This is a genomic window from Pedobacter sp. L105, assembly GCF_009765875.1.
Classification (GTDB): Bacteria; Bacteroidota; Bacteroidia; order Sphingobacteriales; family Sphingobacteriaceae; genus Pedobacter.
In genome coordinates this window covers 366,668-388,336 of the sequence record NZ_LMUP01000007.1, presented here as the reverse complement: position 1 = coordinate 388,336, position 21,669 = coordinate 366,668, and the positions used below count along the sequence as shown (strand labels likewise).

Genomic DNA, 21,669 nt, shown 5'->3' with positions numbered 1-21,669 from the left:
ACCGTTCAGGTCTGATCATTAATATTACCAGTGGTTTGGGCTTAATTACCGCACCCTATCTCGGCCCATATAATGGATCGAAATGGGCCATTGAAGGAATAACCGAAACGCTTCGTTATGAAGTTCAGAACCGCGGTATTGAAGTAGTAACGCTTCAACCGGGTGCTTTTCCAACAGGTATTAGTGATAAACCAGAAAATGGATCTGACCGACCAGAGATCACGGCAGCTTATGGTAGCGAAGCACTGGAAAAAATCGAAAAGTTTGGTGGTATCATGCATGGAAAAATCGATGAGTATAAAATGGATCCGCAGGAAATTGCTGATGCGATAACAATACTGGTAGAGATGGAGGCTGGCACAAGACCCTTTTATACGACTGTTAACCGGGTTACCGATAATCTGGAACAGGAATATGCAGATAAAAAAGCACCGTATAATCAGGAATGGTTAAAACGAATGGGCTGGGGCGAATGGTTATAAATCAATAAAAAAGAGGGACAAAAAATCATTTTTTTGTCCCTCTTTTTAGCGCGGTGGTATCAATATTGGCCGGCCTTTTAAATGGTTCAGTTACCATTGAGTGTATTATTGACTTTTTCCTTGTTTCAAATTTTCAATTATTTCTGGAGAAAGCCCCCAACTATAATCTTTTAAAATAGCACCATATAGCTCAACCCATTTAACTGAATTTTTATCAGTTAATTGTAGTCTTTCTTTTTTTAATAGCTGAGCAATTTCATAAACATTATGGTAAGATGGGTATGTTTTTTCGCATTCCCCAAAATACTGTAAGGCTTGGTCGATGTTTTTATCATATATTGAGTTAAAACCTTGTCGTTCTAATGTTTTGGCATGGTCAAATTTGCTATTTCCAAATTGAATTTTTAACTTGTTTTCATTGAGCACGCTATCAATTTTTTCCTTTTGTATATTGTCTTTCTTATTGGACGCTGGAAATAATAATTCGGTTTTCACTGCCATTATTTGCGGATAAAGCTTGGTGTCTGAATCATATATTTTCGATTTTATAGTTGCCAAGGCTTGCATTGCATTTTGGATGGTAGTTTGATTGATTTCTGAAGGCATTGGGAGTAATGTTGTAATCTCCTTTGATTTTATGCCAATTACTTCAATCATTAATGTACCGGTCAATTTTCCGGCCTTTGCAGCTAATCCAATTGATGATAAATCACCTAAATTGATTCCGGCTTCTTTCGTCGATATGAGCGAAATTAACCTTAGCCCAACGCCTATGCGTTTAAAACCAATAAAATTTCCTGACAAAGTATCTCGTACACCGATAGTTGCAAATTTCATATAATCCATAGTGACTTTATAACTCGTGTGTTTAGAAGAAACTGTGATCGGAAGATAACTGAAGTCGCCACTCACAGTCAATTGCCCAATTGAAACGAGTACGGTCTCATTATTCAAAAAACTAAGAATTTCATTTGTAGATAAATATCTGATTTCTTTATTAATTGATTGCTCGTTGGATACTATCTGAACTTTATTATCATATTCAGTTGGGTCGGTAGGTTCAAATCCTCTAAAATTACTATATGTTTCTCCTTTTTCAAATATTGATTTTTGCGAGCCACAACTGCTCAACAGTAAGCATAAACTGATATAAATTACGTTTTTAATGATTGCGTTAATTTTCTGCATTTTTAGGTTGTTAATAGAGATGGTTTAATTTGATTGTTAGGTAAAAAATCTACTACATTTATCGATGTAATATTTGTTTGTATTATTAGGCGCAAATTAGGAGTGGTCTAATTATTTAACAATAGCAATAAATAGTCATTTTTACAGATTCAAATTTTGATATTGATTTCAATTCATTACCTTAAAGTGATTGCGGAAAAATGTTCAGATTTTTAACGAACTAAATGATAATCAATGGCGATTATTCAATTTCACAAACAAAAAACAGATGAAGAAACATAACAAAAGATATTTGATTTCCTCTTACATACACCACGATGGTTTTACGATGTAAATAGAAAATATGGGATCAACGTTATAAAAAATAGTGAAATTACTGGAGTGCAGAGAACAGCATTGGTAGCTGTGAATTTTGCGTTTGCTACGGAGTTATTTATTAAAATGTCTGCCAGTGAGAGATTTTAAGGAATGGAAGGATCGGCAGCTAGTTAATAGAAAAGAGTTAACCTATGTAAATTTTATAGAGCTAATTGAGATGAAACATGATGACTGAAAATATAATTGAGATAGGTATTGATGAGTTAGAAAGACTATATGTTATACCGGAAAAGAAGCGTTTTACACTGGTCTGGAGGAGCGCAACAGAAGTTCTTGGGATAATGCTAAACACTTTTTATATTCTCCTAAACCAAGTGAATGGAGTTATTATGATTGGTACAGATATATTTTATCAACCAACCATAATATATTGAACACTGTTGTCCTAAGGTGCTTTCCAAAACCTCAAGATTTCTTCGTCAAAGATATCCACAGGTTATTGCTGATAAAAGATTTATGGATAATAGCAGCTTTATTCATGGTCTGTTGTATTTTGAATAAACGCGTAGCCATTTCAAAGCGCTCTTTATAGCTACGTTTTAAACCTTCTTTTAAGAGCTCTAATTCTGCCTGATCAAATGTATGTGTGGTTTTTTCCGTGATATACTGACCTTTTTGATTCTATTCAAAATTACATCAAAAGTATGTTAGTAACAAGGCGAGTTATATATAGACTGATTTCAAACAAAAAAAAGCTCCTAACAATTAAGTTAAAAGCTTTAGAGTACACCCAATAGGATTCGAACCTATGACCTACGGTTTAGAAAACCGTTGCTCTATCCAGCTGAGCTATGGATGCATTTCCCTTGAAGGAGCGCCAAAGATAGGATTTCTACGCTACAAGAACAAATCTATTTTAAAATTTCTTAGTCACCCTAACCCTCGTTTCCTATTTACAATATAACCATTTGATGGATAAGGTAGTATGAAATTTCTATTTTTTTATCATTTCGAATTCAGCTGAATAATAGCCTGATTAAGTACGGCATCTGTTGTTTTATTGTGCTCTTCGCGCACAAAGATGTCTGGAAGAACTGGATTTCGGTTGTGACTTTCCCATTAGCCCTAATATCATAGGTACTTGAAGTGTAAATGTTAAAATGTGAATATGGCAATTGAAAGTTATAAGATTCTCCACCATCATTAGCTGGTGCACCAGTCGGCTCACCTATAAGGGTAGCTATCTTATAGGTTTGAGCACCATCAGCAAGCATTGTTGCACTGGATAAATTTTGTGGCCCAATTAAAAAATATGTGTTTAATTTATAGCGATTCGGATTATCTACCAGGTATTTTTTTTCTTTGTATTTATAAAAAAGCACGCGTCCGGGTTTTGATTTAAGATAGTCAGTTACGTCCTTTGATAACTGGTCAGGATAGTTTTTCTTCATAAATTCCTGGTATTGCAGGCTTACTTTAAAATATCTGCCTGAAGAAAGGCGGTAAGGCTTATCTGTTAAATAGCTCAACAGTAGTTCCCCATAATCAGAATTGCCACCTCCATTATATCTTAGATCTACGATCAGTCCATTTGCTTTATTGTTTTTTAAACTAACAAAACAAGTGTCCAAAAAACTTTTGAATTTCTTCAGGCCGCCCGACATGGATCGGAAATCTATATAACCAATATTGCCTTCCAATATTTTATAGCTGTAATTTTGGTTGTAACCTGATGGATTGGCTTTATTGAAATCTGAGGAGCTTATTCCGGGTAATGTATCTACTAATTTTTGTCCCAGCCGGTTCTTATAGGCAACAACAAATGGAGGTTTAATATTTAATAAAAACAGATGATAAGAAAAGTTGTTCAATGCCTCATTGATCTGATACGATTCTAAACCTCCTTGCATGTTTACCGACCGATGGAATAGCGTTCCTGCCAAATAACCATTAATGCTGAGTAACGAATCTCCAGTTTGCAATTTACCTTGAGTCGTAATTTTCGGACTGATAATTAAATCCCATTTTGAACTCGCTTTTATTTTTACGGGAAACAATGGCGATGCTTCAAAACTTTTGATAATCACATCATAATCGTCAGCATATGTATGGGTGTCTTTAAGCAAGGCCGCTATTTGGCTTACAGCTACAAAAGAGTCATTTAATGGAATTGTCTGGCAGTAATTTAAATATGCTGTCTGTTTTTCTATGAAATTCTTTTTTGGAGATGTGCAGGTATGGATTAACCTGAATTTCTTCAAAATTTTCAATCATAAAATTAACATCACTTAGTAATGTTTTTTTTTGTAAGGGTTTTGCTGTAATCTGGGCAATGCTAAGTAGCGGCAGCAAAGCCAGACATAAAAATATAATTGAAAATCTTCTCTTTATACTCATTATAGTAACATTAATCCATTGCCAATTAGATAGCTAAATATCTTATCGTAAAAGTACATTTTCAAATGAAAATTTTCCTCTGCAGCTGAATGGAATGATGATATTTAATAACTCACACCGGATATAAACATTCAATCTTCTTATCCGGGTTTATTTCTGCATAATCCAGCACCATATTTAATACATACTCATTAGATGGATAAGGTTCGATACATAACTTCAGGTTTTCCATATCGGTAATATCGGAATCAAAAGGAATATAGCCCATACCTAGAAACTTTCCTTCTTCGATCCATAAACAGCTATGCTCTTCTTCATTTCTTCCTGTGTCAATCAGTGCAAAGGAGGGAAGAGATGATTTTAAGTGTGCTATAGCAGCTTTGACACGGGTATTATAGCTATACGGATGTTCCAATCCTAAACAGGCGCCGTGGCAGTTTTCAGTTTCATAGGCCGTGCAGGCAGATCTGTTCTTCTGAATAAAGCAAAGTTTTTCACAAAGTGTATGTTCAGTGATCATGCCCCGCAACATACTTTGTCCGGCCAGTATACTGTTAAAGGTGTACAACGCTTTAGCATTCCGTTTATACTTATCGATACCCAATCGCATATAGCCATTCTGATCTTCAAAAGAATATAAAGCATATTTCTGCTCAAACCGTTTTAAAGCCCTGTTATTCTCAGGCCAGTGTTTCTGTATCTCTGCAGCCTCCAGAATCAGCGCCATCAGCTCTGTTCCGCAAATGGTAAAATCTACCTCATGGATGTTCTTTAAAAACTCCTGTCGCTGCCGGTTGGTTTTGTTTCCTGCAAAATGAGAACAAACCCGTTTTTTGATATTTACGGCTTTGCCGATATAAATGATCTTGCCCTTATTATCCTTGAAATAATAGACACCCGCATTGGAAGGCAGGGCATCAATATAAGACTTGGCCAGGTTAGGGGGCAGGGCTTGTTCCTTTGATGTTTTATGTAAAGATTGAGGAATTATCCCTTCACTATCTTTTTCCAAAAGCAGGCTCAATAACAAAGCTGTGGCGGCGGCATCTCCGCCAGCACGGTGGCGCGCATTTAACGGGATACGCAGTGCGTTGCACAATTTCCCTAAACTGTAGGAAGAATGACCGGGTAACACCTTTCTGCTCATCCTGACAGTGCAGAGTTTTTTGGACGCTAAATTGAAACCGGCATTGGCCAGCTGGTGCCTCACGAAGGAGAAATCGAAATTTACATTATGGGCAACAAATATTTTATCGTGTAATAACTCATATATCTTAGGGGCTACCTCATCAAATGCAGGCGCATCACTTACCATTTCATTGCTGATACCGGTTAAGGTCTGAATATAAAAAGGGATATCCTGACCCGGATTAACAAGGGTTTCATAGGTATCCACAACCGCTGAGCCGTCATGGATCAGGATAGCGATTTCCGTAATCCCGTTACCGGAAGCAAAACCACCGGTAGTTTCTATATCTACTACTGCGTATAACATGATTAATTGATAGTCTGATACAAATGTGCTAATAAATTTAGTAATAAAAATGATTATTATCTATGGCATGTTAATCGCTTAAACAAAAAATGAAATGGTAGAAATAATGTCTAAGAAAATACTTGCGGTGGATGACGACAACGACATCCTTGATGTGATTAGGATTATACTGGAGGAAGAGGGCTACGAAGTATTTACACTGGCAAACGGAAAACATGTATTTGATATGGTAAAGGAAAATGCTCCCGACCTGATTTTATTGGATGTAATGTTGGGCGGATTGGATGGAAGGGACATTTGTCGTGCTTTAAAAGAAGATCAGAATTATAAAAATATACCTGTGGTAATGATCTCTGCGAGCCATAATTTAAACAATTTATTGCTGATGCCCGGAGCCCCTGATAATTTCCTTGCTAAACCGTTTGATATAGATCACCTGTTGGCCATGGTTAAGGCACAGCTAGCCGCTTAAAAAGACTGTACTAATTAGTGAATTTTCCGTACTAAATTCAGATCTTTTTAGACAATTGTTGTATCAATTTCGATAGGGTTGCTCAACATTTTATGGATGGGACATTTGTCAGCTATTTCCAGGAGCCTGGTTATTTCCCCGGTAGATAAAGTCCCTTCAAATTCAATTTTACGGCTGATTTTTGTCGCCGCACTCATATCTTCTTCATTACAAATGCTCAGGTGAATTTTAACGCCGTCCAGAGGAATATTCTTTCTGTCTGCATACATTCTTATCGTAATTGCCGTACAACTCCCTAAGCTTGCTAAAAGCAATGCTCCCGGCGCCATGCCTTCATCTGTCCCGCCAGCGCTCTCCGGTTCATCCGCATAGATGAAATGTCCGCCGGCATATATTTTAGTGAGGTATTTAGTGCGGTCCATTTCTGTAACCACAGTGATTTTATTTTCGCTCATCAGGGATATGTTATTTTTCTTAGCTTTAATTTATATACGTAATTATGGAACAGCCGGAATCACAGAAACGTTTGCTTTTTCTGCAGTCTTTTATCGGGAAAGAAATGGAAGGCTCGCCTTCCCCTTATATGAACTGGCTTAAACCTGTAGTAATCAGCGCAGAACCCGGATCATTATTCTTTAGCTATATCATCAGAAAAGAAATGACAAACCCGATGGGAACCCTGCATGGCGGGGTAACGGCTGGGATTATCGACGACCTGATCGGGGCCACGGTTTATAGCCTTGGATTTAGCCACTCCTTTACCACCATCAATAATGTGATAGATTATTTTGCACCCGCCAGGGAAGGCGACCTGATCACCGCACAAACTTTAATTGTAAAAAAGGGCAGGAGCATTATCAACGTACAGTGTGAAGTGTGGCTGCCGAAGAAAGAAAGATTAATTGCAAAAGGCTATTCCAACATGATGAATATCGGTTAAAATTTTGCTAACTTAACATTGGCATGATCCTGAAGGGATCTGTTAACAGTAACATATTATCAGCTTAAAATGAATTGAACATTTTAAGCTGACATTTGTTATGAATGATAAACTAACCAAGTATAAATATGTTAAGTAATTATCTCAACTTTCAGTTTGATATACAGGGGAAACCTGTGAACGGTTTTTGCATGCGGATTCAGGATGATTTTCATGAAACCTATGCCGTGATTATGGATGGTTACCATTCATTCTGTATCTGGCTTGATCAGCCTTCTTCTACCTGGCGCTCTTCAAAATATATTAATGTTGAACCAGGTGTGCTGGAAAAAATCATCAATCAATTAGACGTACATAAACTGGCTTAGTTAAAGTAGCCTTATTTGTGAAAGAACAGATAGGCTACGCATACCGCGGCAATGATTCCCGAAAAATCTGCCAATAAGCCAAATGGAATGGCGTAACGGGTACGTTTGATACCCACAGAACCAAAGTAAAGTGCAACAATATAAAAGGTAGAATCTGCCGATCCGTTAAAAATGCAGGATAACCTGCCTACAAATGAATCCGCTCCGTAAGTTTTCATGGTATCTACCATCATGGCTTTTGCCCCGCTTCCGCTTAATGGTTTCATGAGAGCCGTTGGCAGGGCAGGGGTAAAGTCGGTATTGATGCCCATATGAACAAAACACCAGGTAAAACCATCTACGATATAACCCAGTACTCCTGAATTTCGCAATACGCCAATCGCTACCAGCATTCCTACCAGATAAGGAATAATGGTGATACAGGTCGTAAATCCCTCTTTTGCACCTTCGATAAAAGCATCGTATACATTTACCTTTTTGCGTAAAGCACCTAATATAAAGGCTATGATAATGGTGAAAAGTAATACATTGGAAGCAACTTTTGAAAATACTTCTATTTGTTCTTTAGACAGGTAATTAGTCAGGTAATAGATCAGTCCTGCGATGAACAGCGTGATCCCGCCCAGCCATGAAATAACAACGACATTAAAAAGATTGATCTTTTGTTTGATGGATACCGAAATCAAACCCACCAGCGTAGCTACATAAGTTGCGATCATACATGGAATAAATACGTCCGAAGGATCGTTAGCCCCCAGGATAGACCGCTGTGCCATGATCGCTAAAGGGATCAGGGTAAGGCCCGAAGTATGCAGCACCAGGAACATGATCTCTGCATTGCTGGCGGTGTCTTTATTCGGATTGAGTTCATGCAGGCTTTTCATCGCTTTTAGCCCGAAAGGAGTCGCGGCGTTATCCAACCCCAGCAGATTGGCCGAAAAGTTCATCACCATATGTCCTGTTGCAGGATGGTTTGCAGGAACTTCAGGGAAAATGCGGTGAAAGAAAGGACCTATAATGCGTGATAAAAAGTTAATGGCGCCACCTTTTTCGCCGATGTTCATAATGCCCAGCCACATCGTCATAATACCTACCAGCGGTAAGGCAATATCCATTACCCCGGTTTTGGCAGAAGTAAAAGTACCGTCTATAATCAATTTGAATATTTCTGTATCACCGAAGAAGATTAACCTGATCAGGGCTACTACAAATGCGATCAGAAAAAACGCGATCCAGAGATAATTTAATGCCATTGTTTGATTTGAAAGTATGAATATAAAAAAAGGATCTGTATGCTGATGAATACAGATCCTTTTTTATGATAAATAACGTTGTGTTAGGATTTAAGGCTTGCCATCTGTAAGTTCAAATCCCCATGTTCTGCCTTTCTCTGTAGCAGGTATCCCGCTGGTCATCCATACCGGTGCTTTGGCTCCTTTCAGGTAATAGTCAAAGAACTGCTGCTCGCGGATCTGGATATCTTTCCTATTCTGACGAAGGACTAAGTTGTGTGCTTCATTGTTGTAGTTCAACAGCCATGCTGGTTTACCCAGTCTTTTCAGTCCGGTAAACATTTCTATGCCCTGGTACCATGGTACGGCGCCATCGGCATCGTTAGACATGATCACTACCGGCGTGCTTACTTTCGGTAAAGAGAATAACGGTGAGTTTTCAATATACAACTCTGGTTTTTCCCATAGGGTGGCGCCGATCCTGCTTTGTGTTTTTTCGTATTGAAATTCTCTGTTCACACCGGTTTCCCAGCGGATACCTCCATAAGCAGAGGTCATGTTGGCTACCGGAGCACCAGCCCATGCTGCCGCGTAAAGATTGGTTTGAGTGATCAGGTAAGCCACCTGGTAACCGCCCCAGCTTTGTCCCTGAAGGCCTATTTTTGTACCGTCTACCCAGCTGTTTTTCTTTAAGTTTTCTACACCTGAATTGATAAATTCCATGGCCGATTTACCCGGGTATCCTTTTTCATAACTAATGTCAGGAGCGAAAACCAGATAACCATTACTCACAAAGTAAGAGATGTTTAACCGTGATGGTGTAGGAGCAGGGGCAATATAATTGTATAATCCTTCAGAAAGTTTTTCATAGAAATAAACGATCATCGGGTATTTTTTTGAAGGGTCAAAGTTTTCGGGTTTGTATAAGATACCCTCAGATTTATAACCCTTTGGTGTAGTCCATTTGACCAGTTCTGAAGTACCCCAGTTATAGGATGCCTGTTGCGGATTGGTGTTGCTCAGTTTAACTTCAGTTTTCAGGTCGCTGGATACGTATACATTCGGAGAAGATGTATAGCTGGATTTGTCATAGATAAACTTTTCTGCACTTTTAGCTTTAACCAGTTTTGAGTAGGTGAATTTACCCAGTACTGCGAGTTCCGGGTTTTTACTGTCGCCGGCATGTGACCTGTAGAATCCATTTTCTTTAGTGTCGTGGTTAAAGGCAGACAGCCAGATATCATCTTTCCTATTAATAAAGTGCACGCTGGTATCTAACTGATCATAACGGAAAGTAATCCTGTTTTGACGGCCAAAACCATTGGTCATATTTTTAGGCGCCGATTTCCCATCCGGAGAGAAGTTCCAGATATCATATTTATCATAAATCAGCACCTGCTTGTCTTCTTCAGTCCATCCGGCGAAGCCGTAAGCCTGTGCATCATCTGGAACATCGTTTTCTTCATCTGCAAATTTGATACTGGCATCAGCAGTTAAGGCGGTAATTTTACCTGTAGCAACGGCATAGGTAGACCAGATACCTGTTTTCTTATCAAAGTATAACACGTAATTTCCGCCCGGAGAAGCGGTCACCCTTCCAGTAATGCCCGACAGGATTTTCTTTCTCGCACCGGTTTTTACATCTACCAGGTAGTAATCGCGACTGGCAGATCCTGTCCATTGTTCCTGTACACGGTTGCCATAGTCGGTAGAAGCCAGCACAAACGCTGCATCACCATCTTTCACCATCATCGCTTCAGGTAATTTGATATCGGTTAGCGGAACGATTTTAGGATCGGTGCTGATGATATCAATCACCGTCAGGTAACTTCTTTTTGATTCTTTCTCTGCATTTTTCAACTGCATAGGCTGCAGATAGTCGTCTTTGTATCCCCACACGTCTACTTTAGCATGCTCAAAGTCTACCAGTGTAGTGTCTTTTGCTATTTTTTGCGGTGCAATGCCGAAGAATAATTTCGTGCCTTCTTTACTGAAAGTAAGTTTTCCATCTCCACTTACCGCCCATTTGGCCGGGAAACCATCAATTTCATTGTCGACTAAAGTTTGTGCTGTATCCAGTGAAAGAGAATTATAGTAAATGCTGTAGTCTTTCACTTCGGTTTTCTCTGGTGTGGTTTCTCCTAAAAAGGCTACTGCTTCACCATCTTCGTTAAATACAAAACCTTTAAAGGTACCTTTTAGGTTAACCAGCGTTTTTACTGTTCCCTTTTCTGTATTGAACATAAATACACCAGCTTTGGACGTATTGTCTTTTTTAGAACCCGGTGAAGTGAAAACCAGTTGTTTGCCATTTTTGCTGAACAGATATTCTGCCACATATTTAAAGGTTCTTTCAGTACCTGTAGCCAGGTTTCTGAGGATCAGGTCAGATCCTTCTTTTTTATCTTTTGCGGGTTTATCTTCTGCAGCCAGGTAATCCTCATCACCATCTTTTTTCTGGTCTGTGGCAGATTTCGCCTTTTTGGTGGTATCCAAAACTCCCTCTTTCTGGTAAACCAGGTAGTTGCCGGCAGTTTCAGGGATTTTAAATGATTTTACACGCGGAACTTTAACCACAGCCTGATTGGTCAGGTTAATTATGCCCAGCGAATCTTTGCTCATTTCCTCTGGTTTTTTCTTTTTGATCTTTTCCTGTCTTGTAGTTGCATAAAGGGGTTTAATCAGCAGTGCTGCATACTTACCATCGGCACTGAACTGCAGGTTTTCTCCCCTTGGAATATTGATCCTGGTGGTGTTGGTCAGGTTACTGATATATAAAGTTCCATCTCCTTCCTGTTTAAGGATAGAGTATGATGCCCATTGTCCGTTGTCCGACAGTTGTTTAACGCCTACACTCTCCCAGGAATCATAAACCGAGTGGTTCAGTGGTTTTTTCTGGGCAAAGGTAAAGGACGTTATAAATAAGAGGACTAAGGTGAAGGTTTTCTGCATAATGTATTGGGTGAATTTAAATGATGATATTCTTCAAGCCTAAAAATTGTAAATTTTTATCAAAATATACTATTTGTAGATCAAATTTTACATAATTAATGACATTTAGATGCAGGAATGGGACGGTTGGCCGGAACCCATACAAAAAAAGGCTATCTCTTTTGGGAGACAGCCTTTATCTTTAGCATTTGCTAAATGTTATTTATCTTTTTTAGCCTGTGTTTTGGTCTGATTCTGCTGGCGCATGTAATCATCTAAACGGCTCTGGAATTTCGATTTTTTCTTTTGCTCTTCAGGTTTTTTCTTGTTTTCCTTTAGAATATTGTGAATTTTCTCGTCGTTAACCATTGATTTGATCAGGTACTGTTGTCCGAAAGTCATCATGTTGGCCAGGAAGTAGTAGTAGTTTAATCCTGCAGGGTAGTTGTTCAGTACACCTAAGAAAACCACCGGCATTATATAACCAATGTACTTCATCTGTCCTGTAGCACCTGATACCTGGTTATTGAAGTAAGTATAGATCAGGGTAGAGATAGTCATCAGGATACACATCAAACTTAAGTGATTGCCGATAAACGGAATCTCAAAGCCGAATTTGATGAAATCATCATAGGTAGAAAGGTCATGCATCCATAAGAAACTCTGTCCTCTCAACTCGAATAAATTCGGGAAAAAGAAGAAGAAAGCCATGACGATAGGCAATTGAAGCAGCATCGGTAAACACCCTCCCAGTGGATTTACACCCACCTGTTTGTACAGTTTAAGGTATTCCTGCTGTAATAAGGTTGCATTATCTTCACCAACTTTGGCTTTGATCTCTTCCATCTCTGGTTTTAAGATTCTCATCTTAGCCATAGAGATGTATGATTTATAGGTTAATGGCGACAATACCAGTTTTAACGCAATGGTTAATACCAGGATGATCAGGCCATAGTTCCAGCCAAAACTTTCCAGGAAGTTGAAAACCGGAAGTACCACAAACCTATTGATATATTTCAACGGCCAGTAACCCAGTTCTACCATTTTCTCCAGTTCATGCCCTTGTGCTTTCAGTACTTTAAACTGATTGGTTCCAAAGTAGAACTTCATTTTATAGTTCTGTGCGGCAAGCTGATTGAAAGGAAGGTTTAAGTTAGCAGAATATCCTTTGATCTCATTTTCTGAAGTCAGGATAGTGCTGGTCATATTACCTTTTACAAAAGGATCTGCAGGGATTAACGCTGCAGAGAAGAAATGCTGTTTGAAGGCGATCCATTCGATCTTGCCTTTGCTCAGGTCTTCAGTCTGGTCTTTAGCTACACTTAGGTGGTCAGGTGACTGGTCCACATATTTATAGTAAGATCCTGAATACTGACGCTCACCTTTCAGGTATTTTTCCTGGCGTAATAAAACAGTTTGCCAGTTCAGGGCAATGCTGTCGCGCTGGATCACCTGGTTCATTCCATTCAGGTTGATGTTAAAAGCAACATCATGCGATTCCGCATCTAAATCATATACAAATTCAATGTATTTATCTGCGCTGTAATTCGCACGCATCACCATTGAATTGCTGGTTTGGGTAGCCGTGAAATAAAGATCATTTGTCCTTACCAGTTTACCGCCAATATTTAAGGTTAAACCAAAAATGTTGTCATCACCGTCAAAAAGAACAACCGGTTTATTCAGGTAGGTTTTCTCTCCTTTAACCTCTACCGATTTAATTTTACCACCTTTATTAGTGAAAGTTACTTTTAAAGCTTTATTCTCTAATACGCTGTTTTTAGCGATACCTGAAATATTAGCGCCGAAAGGTCCTTTTAATGTTGCCGAGTCAACTACCGGAGCAGCTGTATCTTTCGGCAAGGCTACTGCAGATGTTTTAACACCTGCTTTCATTGCAGAATCCAGGGAGATCCGCTGGCGTTCTTTCTTCATTTCAGCCTCACTCGGCTTAAAGAAATAGAAAGATCCCGCCAGAACGATCATAATCAGGAATAATCCTGTGAATGTATTTTTATCCATTATTGTTATTTAAACGCGTATTAGCTTATTTTTTTCTTCGCAAACTCCATCGCAGCGGCGACAAATTTAACAAAAAGTGGGTGAGGATTAGCAACTGTTGATTTTAATTCTGGGTGAAATTGTCCGCCAACGAAAAAAGGATGGTTTTTAAGCTCTATAATTTCCACTAACTGACTGTCAGGATTGGTACCTGAGGCAATCATTCCGGCTTTTTCATACTGTTCCAGGTAGGCACTGTTAAATTCATAACGGTGACGGTGACGCTCATTGATATGCGGTTTTCCGTAAGCATTAAACGCTTTTGTACCTTTTTTCAGGTCGCATGGATAAGAACCCAAACGCATTGTTCCGCCCTTGGCTGTTACAGTTTTCTGATCTTCCATCATATTGATAACCGGATCAACTGTATTTTCGTCTATTTCAGTAGTGTTAGCTGTGGCTAAACCCAGTACATTACGTCCAAATTCAATTACTGCGCACTGCATTCCTAAACAGATACCAAAGAAAGGCACATCATTTTCACGTACATAACGGATAGAGTCGATTTTTCCTTCAATACCACGGCTTCCGAATCCGGGAGCTACCAGTACACCATCTAAGTGTCCCAGTTTTTCTTTGGCATTATCAGGATAGATCTCTTCCGAATGGATATATTCTATTTTAACTTTACATTCATTTTTCGCACCTGCGTGAATAAAAGATTCGATGATAGATTTGTAGGCGTCAGGCAGTTCAACATATTTACCGATCAGTCCGATCCTTACTTCTGCCGTAGGATTTTTAAGTCGCCCTAAAAAGTCCTTCCAGCTTTCCATATCCGGTTCGTTTTTCTGTGGTAATTTCAGCTTGCTCAATACTGTTTTATCCAGCTGCTCTTTCATCATCAGCAATGGAACAGAATAAATAGAAGAAGCATCCATAGATTCAATAACAGCATTCACATTTACGTTACAGAACAGGGCAATCTTTTTACGAATCTCCATATTGATGTGGTGTTCTGTACGGCATACCAGAATATCTGGCTGAATACCATATTCCAGCAGCATTTTAACAGAGTGCTGTGTAGGTTTTGTTTTCAGTTCACCGGCTGCGGCAAGGTAAGGAACCAGGGTTAAGTGGATCACGATGGCGTTGTTGGCACCAGCTTCCCATTTAAATTGTCTTACCGCTTCTACGAAAGGCAGGGATTCAATATCTCCAACAGTTCCGCCCAGCTCAGTGATTACGATGTCAAATTCACCGGTATCACCCAAAATACGCATGTTGCGTTTAATTTCGTCAGTAATGTGAGGAACAACCTGAACGGTTTTTCCAAGGTATTCACCCTGGCGCTCTTTATTGATTACGTTTTGATAGATACGGCCTGTAGTAATGTTGTTGGCCTGTGAAGTAGGCACATTTAAAAAACGCTCATAGTGGCCCAGGTCAAGGTCAGTTTCTGCACCGTCTTCTGTTACGTAGCATTCGCCATGCTCATAGGGGTTTAACGTTCCGGGATCTATATTGATATAGGGATCGAATTTCTGAATGGTTACCCGGTAACCTCTTGCTTGTAAAAGTTTGGCTAATGAAGCGGAGATGATGCCCTTTCCTAAAGAGGAAGTAACACCGCCCGTAACAAAAATATACTTAGTCATGTTTGTGAGTTTGTGAAAATAAGAGCAATTATTCAGGCGCTCTTATTGTTTTTGTACGGGATACAAAGCTAAGAAATATTGTGGTAATTCCTTCAAGCTATTCAAATAAGAATAGATTTTTATACTATCCAGATGCTGCTTAAACAAAAAAGACCCGCTGAAACAGCAGGCCTTTCTTTTATTTTATATTTGGTTAGAATATGCTTTTTTGTAAATTGTTACTGGTCTGGTCCGTAACACTAAGGTAAATCTAACGTTATTTTTGAAAAATTGTATGTGTCACATGAAATAAAATCAAAATAGTTTGTAACTAATTGATAATGAGGAGTAATATTTATTTGGTTATAAGCCGTTTGACACGACAATAACATTTTTTTATGCTATAATGTTAATTTTATATAATTGTAAGTGTGACGTTTATTGTCGATGTTAGTGTTGTTAGTACACTAAGGTGTTTTAGCGACAGCACTCGTAATAAGGTTTAACTTTTTGGTCCTTCGCCGACCAGGCAATATAAGTTTTGCTTTCCTTGCCTGTGCGATATTTAAATCCGTTTAATCCTGAGGTTTTTAATTCCGAAAAAAAGTTTTTGTCGGGTGTGTTTTTATCCGGCTGCTCCTGTGCTGTGACAGCAGGCTCCAAAAAGTTCTCTTCTTCAAAAAATCCATGGAGTTCATCTTCCATAAACTGGACCTGTTTTTTCTCCTTTCCCAGGTCTACGGTTTCTTTATAATTGTTTAACAGATCCTTTGCTAACAGCGTTTTTGTATAAATAGATTTTGATCCGGATGGGGTGATGGTAAAAATCAGGGCCATATCCGCAGCTTTTTCACCTTTAAGCACAATTTTAAAGGTGTCTTTTTTAGTCGTGTCACTGAAAGACCGCAGGGTGAGATTGAGTCTTTTGGAGGGATCAATAGCTACCGGTTTATTTGGATTACAGGCAGCCAGGAGCAGGAGAGGGAGTAAAAAGAAATAAAGAGGTTTCATTGGCTTAAGATTATTTATTGCTGATGAATAACAGATAACAATTTTTTGATTAATCGTATATCTCTGATAGCTATTAGCAACTTTTAAGCCTAAGATAGGAAATTAAAAATGTTTTAAGCGCCTGATTTTTTCCAGGTCTTCTGGAGTGTCTACCGCTATAGATTCAAGATCGGTTATCCGGGTCTGAATTTTAAACCCGTTTTCTATCCAGCGCAGCTGTTCAAGGCTTTCTGCTAATTCCAGTGAGGAAGGTTGCAAACGGGTAATCTGCTGCAACGTATCGGCTTTATAACCATAAATGCCAATGTGTTTATAAAACTGATGAACACTCAGCCAGTTTTCCTGATCAGTTTTCCTGATAAAGGGAATAGTATGGCGACTAAAGTATATAGCTTCCTGAGCAGCGTTAAGAACTACCTTTGGGGTGTTGTGGTTAAACAATTCTTCCTCGGTGTATATTTTTTTGACCAGTGTGGCCAGTTGTACTCCCGGGTCCTGAAAACAGGAACTCAGCAGGTCAATCTGCAAAGGGTCTATAAAAGGCTCATCGCCCTGTATGTTGATAATAATATCAAAACCATGGAATTTTTCTGCTACTTCGGCACAGCGGTCTGTACCACTCTGGTGGTCTGCCCTGGTTAAGGCATAGTCGCCACCAAAGCTTTTTACCACAGTAATGATACGCTCATCGTCTGTTGCGATCACAACTTTATCCAGGCTTAATGCGCGGCAGGCCTGTTCATATACCCGCTGGATCATGCTTTTTCCGTCTATATCAACCAGCGGTTTGCCGGGAAACCTGGTAGAAGCGTAACGTGCAGGGATAATTCCAAGTGTAGCCATCTTAAAAAAGTCCGTTAATTTCTGCTTCAATTGATTCGATAACGGTACTCAGGTCTTCCGGGTTATTGGTGAAATCCAGTTTATCCTTATCCAGTATCAGAAGGTTGCCTAATTTGTAGTTCTTGATCCAGGCTTCATATTTTTCATTCAACTTTGACAGGTAATCCAGGCGGATACTGGCTTCGTAATCACGTCCGCGGCGCTGAATGTTGTTTACCAGTGTAGGTACTGAAGCACGCAGGTAAACCAACAGGTCAGGCGGTTTAATAAATGAGGTGATGTTATCAAAAATATCCTGGTAATTTTTATGGTCGCGGGTGGTCATCAGTCCCATTTCATGCAGGTTCTCTGCAAAAATGTAGGCATCTTCATAAATGGTCCTGTCCTGAATCACATTCCGCTGGTTGTTCTGTATGTCTACAATCTGGTGGAAACGGCTGTTCAGAAAGTAGATCTGCAGGTTAAAGCTCCAGCGTTTCATATCACTGTAAAAGTCTTCGAGGTAGGGGTTGTTCTCCACCGACTCATATAAAGCTTCCCATCCATAATTCTTGGCCAGCAGGCTTGTTAAAGTGGTTTTCCCTGCGCCTATGTTTCCAACTATTGCTATATGCATATGATTTATCTAATGACCTGAATGTAGTAATTATAAAATAAAAATGATCCGAATAGGGTTAAAATGGTTTGAAGCCAATCAGCTCCCTTACTTCGCGGAGCGTTTTTCTGGCGCTTTCCCTTGATTTTTCGGCTCCCTGGTTGGCTACTTTACGCAGGTAATCGTTGTCTTTTGATATTTCTTCAATGCGTTCCCTGATCGGTGAGTTAAAGATGATCATATCCTCGGCCAGCTGCTTTTTGAAGTCGCCATAACGGATTGCACATTTGTTGTACAGCTCGTCAAAATGCGCCAGCGTATCTGCCGGGGAAACGATCTTCATCAGGTCGAACAGGTTTTGTATCGCCTCTGGTTTAGGTTGGTTTTCTTCTGTCGGCCCGCCGTCAGATACTGCTTTTAATACTTTTTTACGGATGTCTTCCGGCGTATCAGCCAGGTAGATACAGTTGGCATCACCTTCGGATTTACCCATTTTACCTTTTCCATCCAGTCCCGGAACTTTAACCAGGTTGGCAGAGTAGCTAAAGGCAAAAGCTTCAGGGAAATAATCATGATTGTACAAACGGTTAAATCGGTTGCCAAAGGTACGGGTCATTTCCAGGTGCTGCTCTTGGTCTTTACCTACAGGGACTTTAGTCGCCCGGTGCATCAGGATATCGGCAGCCATCAGCGATGGATAGGTCAGTAAACCTGCGTTTACATTATCCGGCTGTGAACGGATTTTATCTTTAAAGGAAGTGCTCCTTTCCAGTTCGCCCATATAGGCGTTCATGTTCAGGTAAAGGTACAATTCAGTTACTTCGGGAACATCCGACTGTATATAAATTGTACAAGCCTCAGGATCAATACCGCAGGCCAGGTATTCTACCAATACATGTTTTACATAACCATGCAGGTCGCCAGGCGTAGGGTGGGTAGTGAGGGAATGCAGGTCGGCAATAAAAAAGAAACAATTGTATTCATACTGCATTTTCACGAAATTGCTTACTGCACCAAAATAATTGCCCAGGTGTAATTTCCCTGTCGGACGAATACCGCTTACTACTGTCTCTTTCATTGCTGTTTACTATTTTATCAGGTTGTATGTTATGCTTTTCTAAATGCTTCTGACTGCCTTTGGCGGTTTTATTAATGATGAAGCTATTTTATAGCTCTTCAAACTATAAGTGCCCGAAATTAATAAAAAACCCTCAGCCGACCGGATAATAATTTCTTTTTATTGGAAACGGCTTGCAGTTGACCCAGTTAAAATTGGGGATTTTATCCATATCTTGCTCTCCTATTTTTTGTAATTTAGAAATGATGATCCCTATTTTGAAGCAACTGCACCGCATTTATCTCCTACTGGTGATCACGTTGTTCTTTATACTTTTTTATCCTTTTTATTACCTGGCCTCCCGGAAGCCGGAATGGTATGGCTTTTTAAACCAATTGCGTGCACTGAACAGTATGTTGTGCAGTATGTTTACCGGCATCTTCTTCCGTTTTACCTATGAGGAAGAACTGCTGGATACACAAAATTACATTTATTGCGGTAATCATACCTCTAACCTTGATATTATGATCTTCTGCTTACTGGCAAAAGGACGTTTTAGTTTTATGGGTAAAGATACACTGCTGAAGAACCCTGTTTTTAAGATATTCTTTAGTACGATCGATATTCCCGTAAACAGGGGAAGCAGGATGTCATCTTTCAGGGCTTTTAAGCGCGCGGGGAATCACTTGAACCAGGGGATGAGCCTGATCATCTTCCCTGAAGGGGAGATTAGTGATACGGCTTATCCGCCAGTATTGATGCCTTTTAAAAACGGGCCGTTCCGGCTGGCCATTGAAACCAGTACCCCGATCGTTCCGGTAAGCGTAACCGATGCCTGGGAAAAGTTATGGGATGATGGCGCTAAATACGGAAGTCGCCCGGGAATTTGTGATATTTACGTTCACAAGCCCGTTTATATAGAAAATTTACGGTCGGATGATGCCGATCAGTTGAAAGACCGTATTTTTGGATTGATTAACAGTAAAGTCATTAATAATGAACATAGATAAAGAGACGATTTATAAAGTGGCAGATCTGGCCAGGATTGAGATCGGCGCGCATGAAGTGGAAGAGCTGCAGGCAGATATGAATAAGATCCTTACCTTTATGGAGAAGCTGAATGAGCTGGACACCACCAATGTAGAACCACTGGTGTACATGAACCCCGAAGTAAATATCTGGAGGGAAGATGTGGTAAAGCAGGAGATCAGCGTTCATGATGGATTAAAAAATGCAGCGCTACACAATGAAGATTTTTTCTTTGTGCCCAAGATCCTGGATAAATAAATATCTTTTGTAACAAAAGGGTATACCACACATCTAAATCTTTAAACAGCTATACGCTATAAACACCTGCTCAGATGGAAAACCCTTTAATTAGTATTCAAGAAATAGGCCGCAAATATGTGATCGGTGCTGAAGTGATCCATGCGTTGAAATCTGTATCGCTGGAGATCCGCAAAGGCGAGTTTGTAGCACTGATGGGCCCTTCCGGATCAGGGAAGTCTACCCTGATGAACATTCTGGGCTGCCTGGATACGCCAAGTAAAGGTGATTATATCCTTAACGGAACTAATGTGAGCCACATGACCGATGATGCACTGGCCGAAGTAAGGAATACGGAGATAGGGTTTGTTTTCCAGACTTTTAACCTTCTGCCAAGATCTACTTCACTGGATAATGTTGCTTTGCCACTGATCTATGCAGGTGCCAATAAGAAGGAACGTGAAGAACGTGCCAGGATAGCATTGGAAAACGTAGGCCTGGGCAACAGGATTACTCATAAGCCTAATGAACTTTCCGGAGGACAGCGCCAACGTGTAGCGGTGGCAAGGGCATTGATCAATAATCCTTCCATTATTCTGGCCGATGAACCTACAGGTAACCTCGATACAAAAACGTCTATAGAGATCATGGGTTTGCTGGAAGAGATTCACAGTAAGGGTAATACGATCATTTTGGTTACACATGAGGAAGATATTGCACAGCATGCGCACCGGATTGTAAGGATGCGCGACGGGCTGATTGAGAATGATTATTTGAATACAGATATTAAAACTGTATCCCCGCGGCTTAGTCAATTGGCAGAAACCGGGGATGATTTTACGCAAATTGGTAAAGTTTAATGAAGATATACACTAAAACCGGTGATAGGGGAGAAACCTCTTTAATCGGGGGGACAAGAGTCCCAAAATTTCACCTGAGAATAGAATGTTATGGCACGGTGGATGAATTAAATTCTTATATCGGATTGATCCAGTGTCAGGATATTGATACACATCAGCAGCAAATATTGAAAGAAATTCAGGACCGTTTATTCACCATCGGTTCTTCTCTGGCTGCAGATCCCGAAAAGTCAAGAATGAAAATACCAGATCTGAAAGCAGAAGATATCATGCTGCTGGAGGATGAAATGGACCGGATGAACGAGGTGTTGCCGGAGCTTACACACTTCATATTACCGGGTGGAAACACTGTTGTTTCTTATTGCCATATCGCAAGATGTATCTGCCGAAGGACGGAAAGGTTAACTGTACATTTGTCTGCCGAAAGCTTTGTGGATAACCAGATCACTATTTATTTAAACCGCTTGAGCGATTATTTATTTGTTTTAGCAAGGAAGCTAAGTTTTGATGCTCAGGCAGATGAAAACATCTGGTTACCAAGGTTATAAATAGTGGAAAAAAAAGTTTGTTTTCCTC

General features: G+C 39.7%; 21 protein-coding genes and 1 tRNA gene. 9 read left to right on the top strand and 13 right to left on the bottom strand.

The annotated features are described in order from the left end of the window. On the top strand, window positions 1-482 hold a 482-nt coding region (locus GSQ84_RS15380), incomplete at its 5' end, for an SDR family NAD(P)-dependent oxidoreductase (protein ID WP_158798151.1). 105 nt (window positions 483-587) lie between these two features. Here the strand turns inward: GSQ84_RS15380 and GSQ84_RS15375 are convergent. Next, window positions 588-1,670 carry a hypothetical protein gene (locus GSQ84_RS15375; protein ID WP_158798150.1) on the bottom strand — a complete coding sequence of 361 codons (1,083 nt, stop codon included), beginning with the start codon at window positions 1,668-1,670 and terminating at the stop codon, window positions 588-590. Window positions 1,671-2,262: 592 nt separating this feature from the next. Here GSQ84_RS15375 and GSQ84_RS28380 point away from each other — a divergent pair. Further along, window positions 2,263-2,580 (top strand): hypothetical protein, encoded by a 318-nt coding sequence (locus GSQ84_RS28380; RefSeq protein WP_158798176.1) that lies wholly within the window; start codon window positions 2,263-2,265, stop codon window positions 2,578-2,580. A 193-nt stretch (window positions 2,581-2,773) separates the two neighbouring features. Here the strand turns inward: GSQ84_RS28380 and GSQ84_RS15365 are convergent. The 3 genes from GSQ84_RS15365 to GSQ84_RS15355 all read right to left on the bottom strand — a co-directional run bounded on the left by GSQ84_RS15365 (window position 2,774) and on the right by GSQ84_RS15355 (window position 5,880). Then, window positions 2,774-2,847: transfer RNA gene (locus GSQ84_RS15365), tRNA-Arg, on the bottom strand. A gap of 157 nt (window positions 2,848-3,004) precedes the next feature. Then, window positions 3,005-4,249, bottom strand: coding sequence for a S41 family peptidase (locus tag GSQ84_RS15360; RefSeq protein WP_158798149.1), 1,245 nt, complete (start codon window positions 4,247-4,249; stop codon window positions 3,005-3,007). A gap of 248 nt (window positions 4,250-4,497) precedes the next feature. Further along, a complete protein-coding gene (locus GSQ84_RS15355; protein WP_158798148.1) occupies window positions 4,498-5,880 on the bottom strand; it encodes an exonuclease domain-containing protein in 1,383 nt (460 codons plus the stop codon). A 106-nt stretch (window positions 5,881-5,986) separates the two neighbouring features. On the opposite strand from GSQ84_RS15355, the gene GSQ84_RS15350 reads away from it, so the two are divergent. Then, window positions 5,987-6,352 (top strand): response regulator transcription factor, encoded by a 366-nt coding sequence (locus GSQ84_RS15350; RefSeq protein ID WP_158798175.1) that lies wholly within the window; start codon window positions 5,987-5,989, stop codon window positions 6,350-6,352. Between the two features lie 47 nt (window positions 6,353-6,399). On the opposite strand, the gene GSQ84_RS15345 is transcribed toward GSQ84_RS15350, so the two are convergent. Then, window positions 6,400-6,807, bottom strand: a complete 408-nt coding sequence (locus GSQ84_RS15345; RefSeq protein ID WP_158798147.1) for an OsmC family protein — start codon at window positions 6,805-6,807, stop codon at window positions 6,400-6,402. Between the two features lie 44 nt (window positions 6,808-6,851). Between GSQ84_RS15345 and GSQ84_RS15340 the strand changes: the two genes are divergently transcribed. Next, window positions 6,852-7,292: a PaaI family thioesterase gene (locus GSQ84_RS15340; protein ID WP_158798146.1), complete on the top strand. Its 441-nt coding sequence runs from the start codon at window positions 6,852-6,854 to the stop codon at window positions 7,290-7,292. Between the two features lie 128 nt (window positions 7,293-7,420). After that, a complete protein-coding gene (locus tag GSQ84_RS15335; protein WP_158798145.1) occupies window positions 7,421-7,660 on the top strand; it encodes a hypothetical protein in 240 nt (79 codons plus the stop codon). A gap of 11 nt (window positions 7,661-7,671) precedes the next feature. Here the strand turns inward: GSQ84_RS15335 and GSQ84_RS15330 are convergent, their stop codons facing one another. The 8 genes from GSQ84_RS15330 to trpS all read right to left on the bottom strand — a co-directional run bounded on the left by GSQ84_RS15330 (window position 7,672) and on the right by trpS (window position 18,988). Continuing rightward, window positions 7,672-8,913, bottom strand: a complete 1,242-nt coding sequence (locus tag GSQ84_RS15330) for a nucleoside recognition domain-containing protein (RefSeq protein ID WP_158798144.1) — start codon at window positions 8,911-8,913, stop codon at window positions 7,672-7,674. Between the two features lie 90 nt (window positions 8,914-9,003). Beyond that, a complete protein-coding gene (locus tag GSQ84_RS15325) occupies window positions 9,004-11,844 on the bottom strand; it encodes a prolyl oligopeptidase family serine peptidase (protein WP_158798143.1) in 2,841 nt (946 codons plus the stop codon). A gap of 198 nt (window positions 11,845-12,042) precedes the next feature. Beyond that, window positions 12,043-13,845, bottom strand: a complete 1,803-nt coding sequence (gene yidC / locus GSQ84_RS15320; RefSeq protein ID WP_158798142.1) for a membrane protein insertase YidC — start codon at window positions 13,843-13,845, stop codon at window positions 12,043-12,045. A 20-nt stretch (window positions 13,846-13,865) separates the two neighbouring features. Further along, entirely contained in the window at window positions 13,866-15,482 is a 1,617-nt protein-coding gene (locus tag GSQ84_RS15315) for a CTP synthase (protein ID WP_158798141.1), read from the bottom strand. Window positions 15,483-15,938: 456 nt separating this feature from the next. Next, on the bottom strand, window positions 15,939-16,472 hold the full coding sequence (locus tag GSQ84_RS15310) for a hypothetical protein (RefSeq protein WP_158798140.1): 534 nt from the start codon (window positions 16,470-16,472) through the stop codon (window positions 15,939-15,941). Between the two features lie 102 nt (window positions 16,473-16,574). Continuing rightward, window positions 16,575-17,315 carry a 3-deoxy-manno-octulosonate cytidylyltransferase gene (gene kdsB, locus GSQ84_RS15305; RefSeq protein WP_158798139.1) on the bottom strand — a complete coding sequence of 247 codons (741 nt, stop codon included), beginning with the start codon at window positions 17,313-17,315 and terminating at the stop codon, window positions 16,575-16,577. Window position 17,316: 1 nt separating this feature from the next. After that, entirely contained in the window at window positions 17,317-17,931 is a 615-nt protein-coding gene (locus tag GSQ84_RS15300; RefSeq protein WP_158798138.1) for a deoxynucleoside kinase, read from the bottom strand. A gap of 58 nt (window positions 17,932-17,989) precedes the next feature. Further along, a complete protein-coding gene (gene trpS / locus GSQ84_RS15295; protein ID WP_158798137.1) occupies window positions 17,990-18,988 on the bottom strand; it encodes a tryptophan--tRNA ligase in 999 nt (332 codons plus the stop codon). A 242-nt stretch (window positions 18,989-19,230) separates the two neighbouring features. On the opposite strand from trpS, the gene GSQ84_RS15290 reads away from it, so the two are divergent. From GSQ84_RS15290 to GSQ84_RS15275, 4 genes are all read left to right on the top strand, one after another. After that, entirely contained in the window at window positions 19,231-19,977 is a 747-nt protein-coding gene (locus tag GSQ84_RS15290) for a lysophospholipid acyltransferase family protein (protein WP_371416376.1), read from the top strand. Further along, window positions 19,964-20,254 carry an Asp-tRNA(Asn)/Glu-tRNA(Gln) amidotransferase subunit GatC gene (gene gatC / locus GSQ84_RS15285; RefSeq protein WP_158798136.1) on the top strand — a complete coding sequence of 97 codons (291 nt, stop codon included), beginning with the start codon at window positions 19,964-19,966 and terminating at the stop codon, window positions 20,252-20,254. The genes GSQ84_RS15290 and gatC overlap by 14 nt, the downstream gene beginning before the upstream one ends. Window positions 20,255-20,328: 74 nt before the next feature. Next, complete coding sequence (locus GSQ84_RS15280) at window positions 20,329-21,093, top strand: ABC transporter ATP-binding protein (RefSeq protein WP_158798135.1); 765 nt, start codon at window positions 20,329-20,331, stop codon at window positions 21,091-21,093. Further along, window positions 21,093-21,641, top strand: a complete 549-nt coding sequence (locus tag GSQ84_RS15275; RefSeq protein ID WP_158798134.1) for a cob(I)yrinic acid a,c-diamide adenosyltransferase — start codon at window positions 21,093-21,095, stop codon at window positions 21,639-21,641. The genes GSQ84_RS15280 and GSQ84_RS15275 overlap by 1 nt, the downstream gene beginning before the upstream one ends. Window positions 21,642-21,669: the final 28 nt, after the last annotated feature.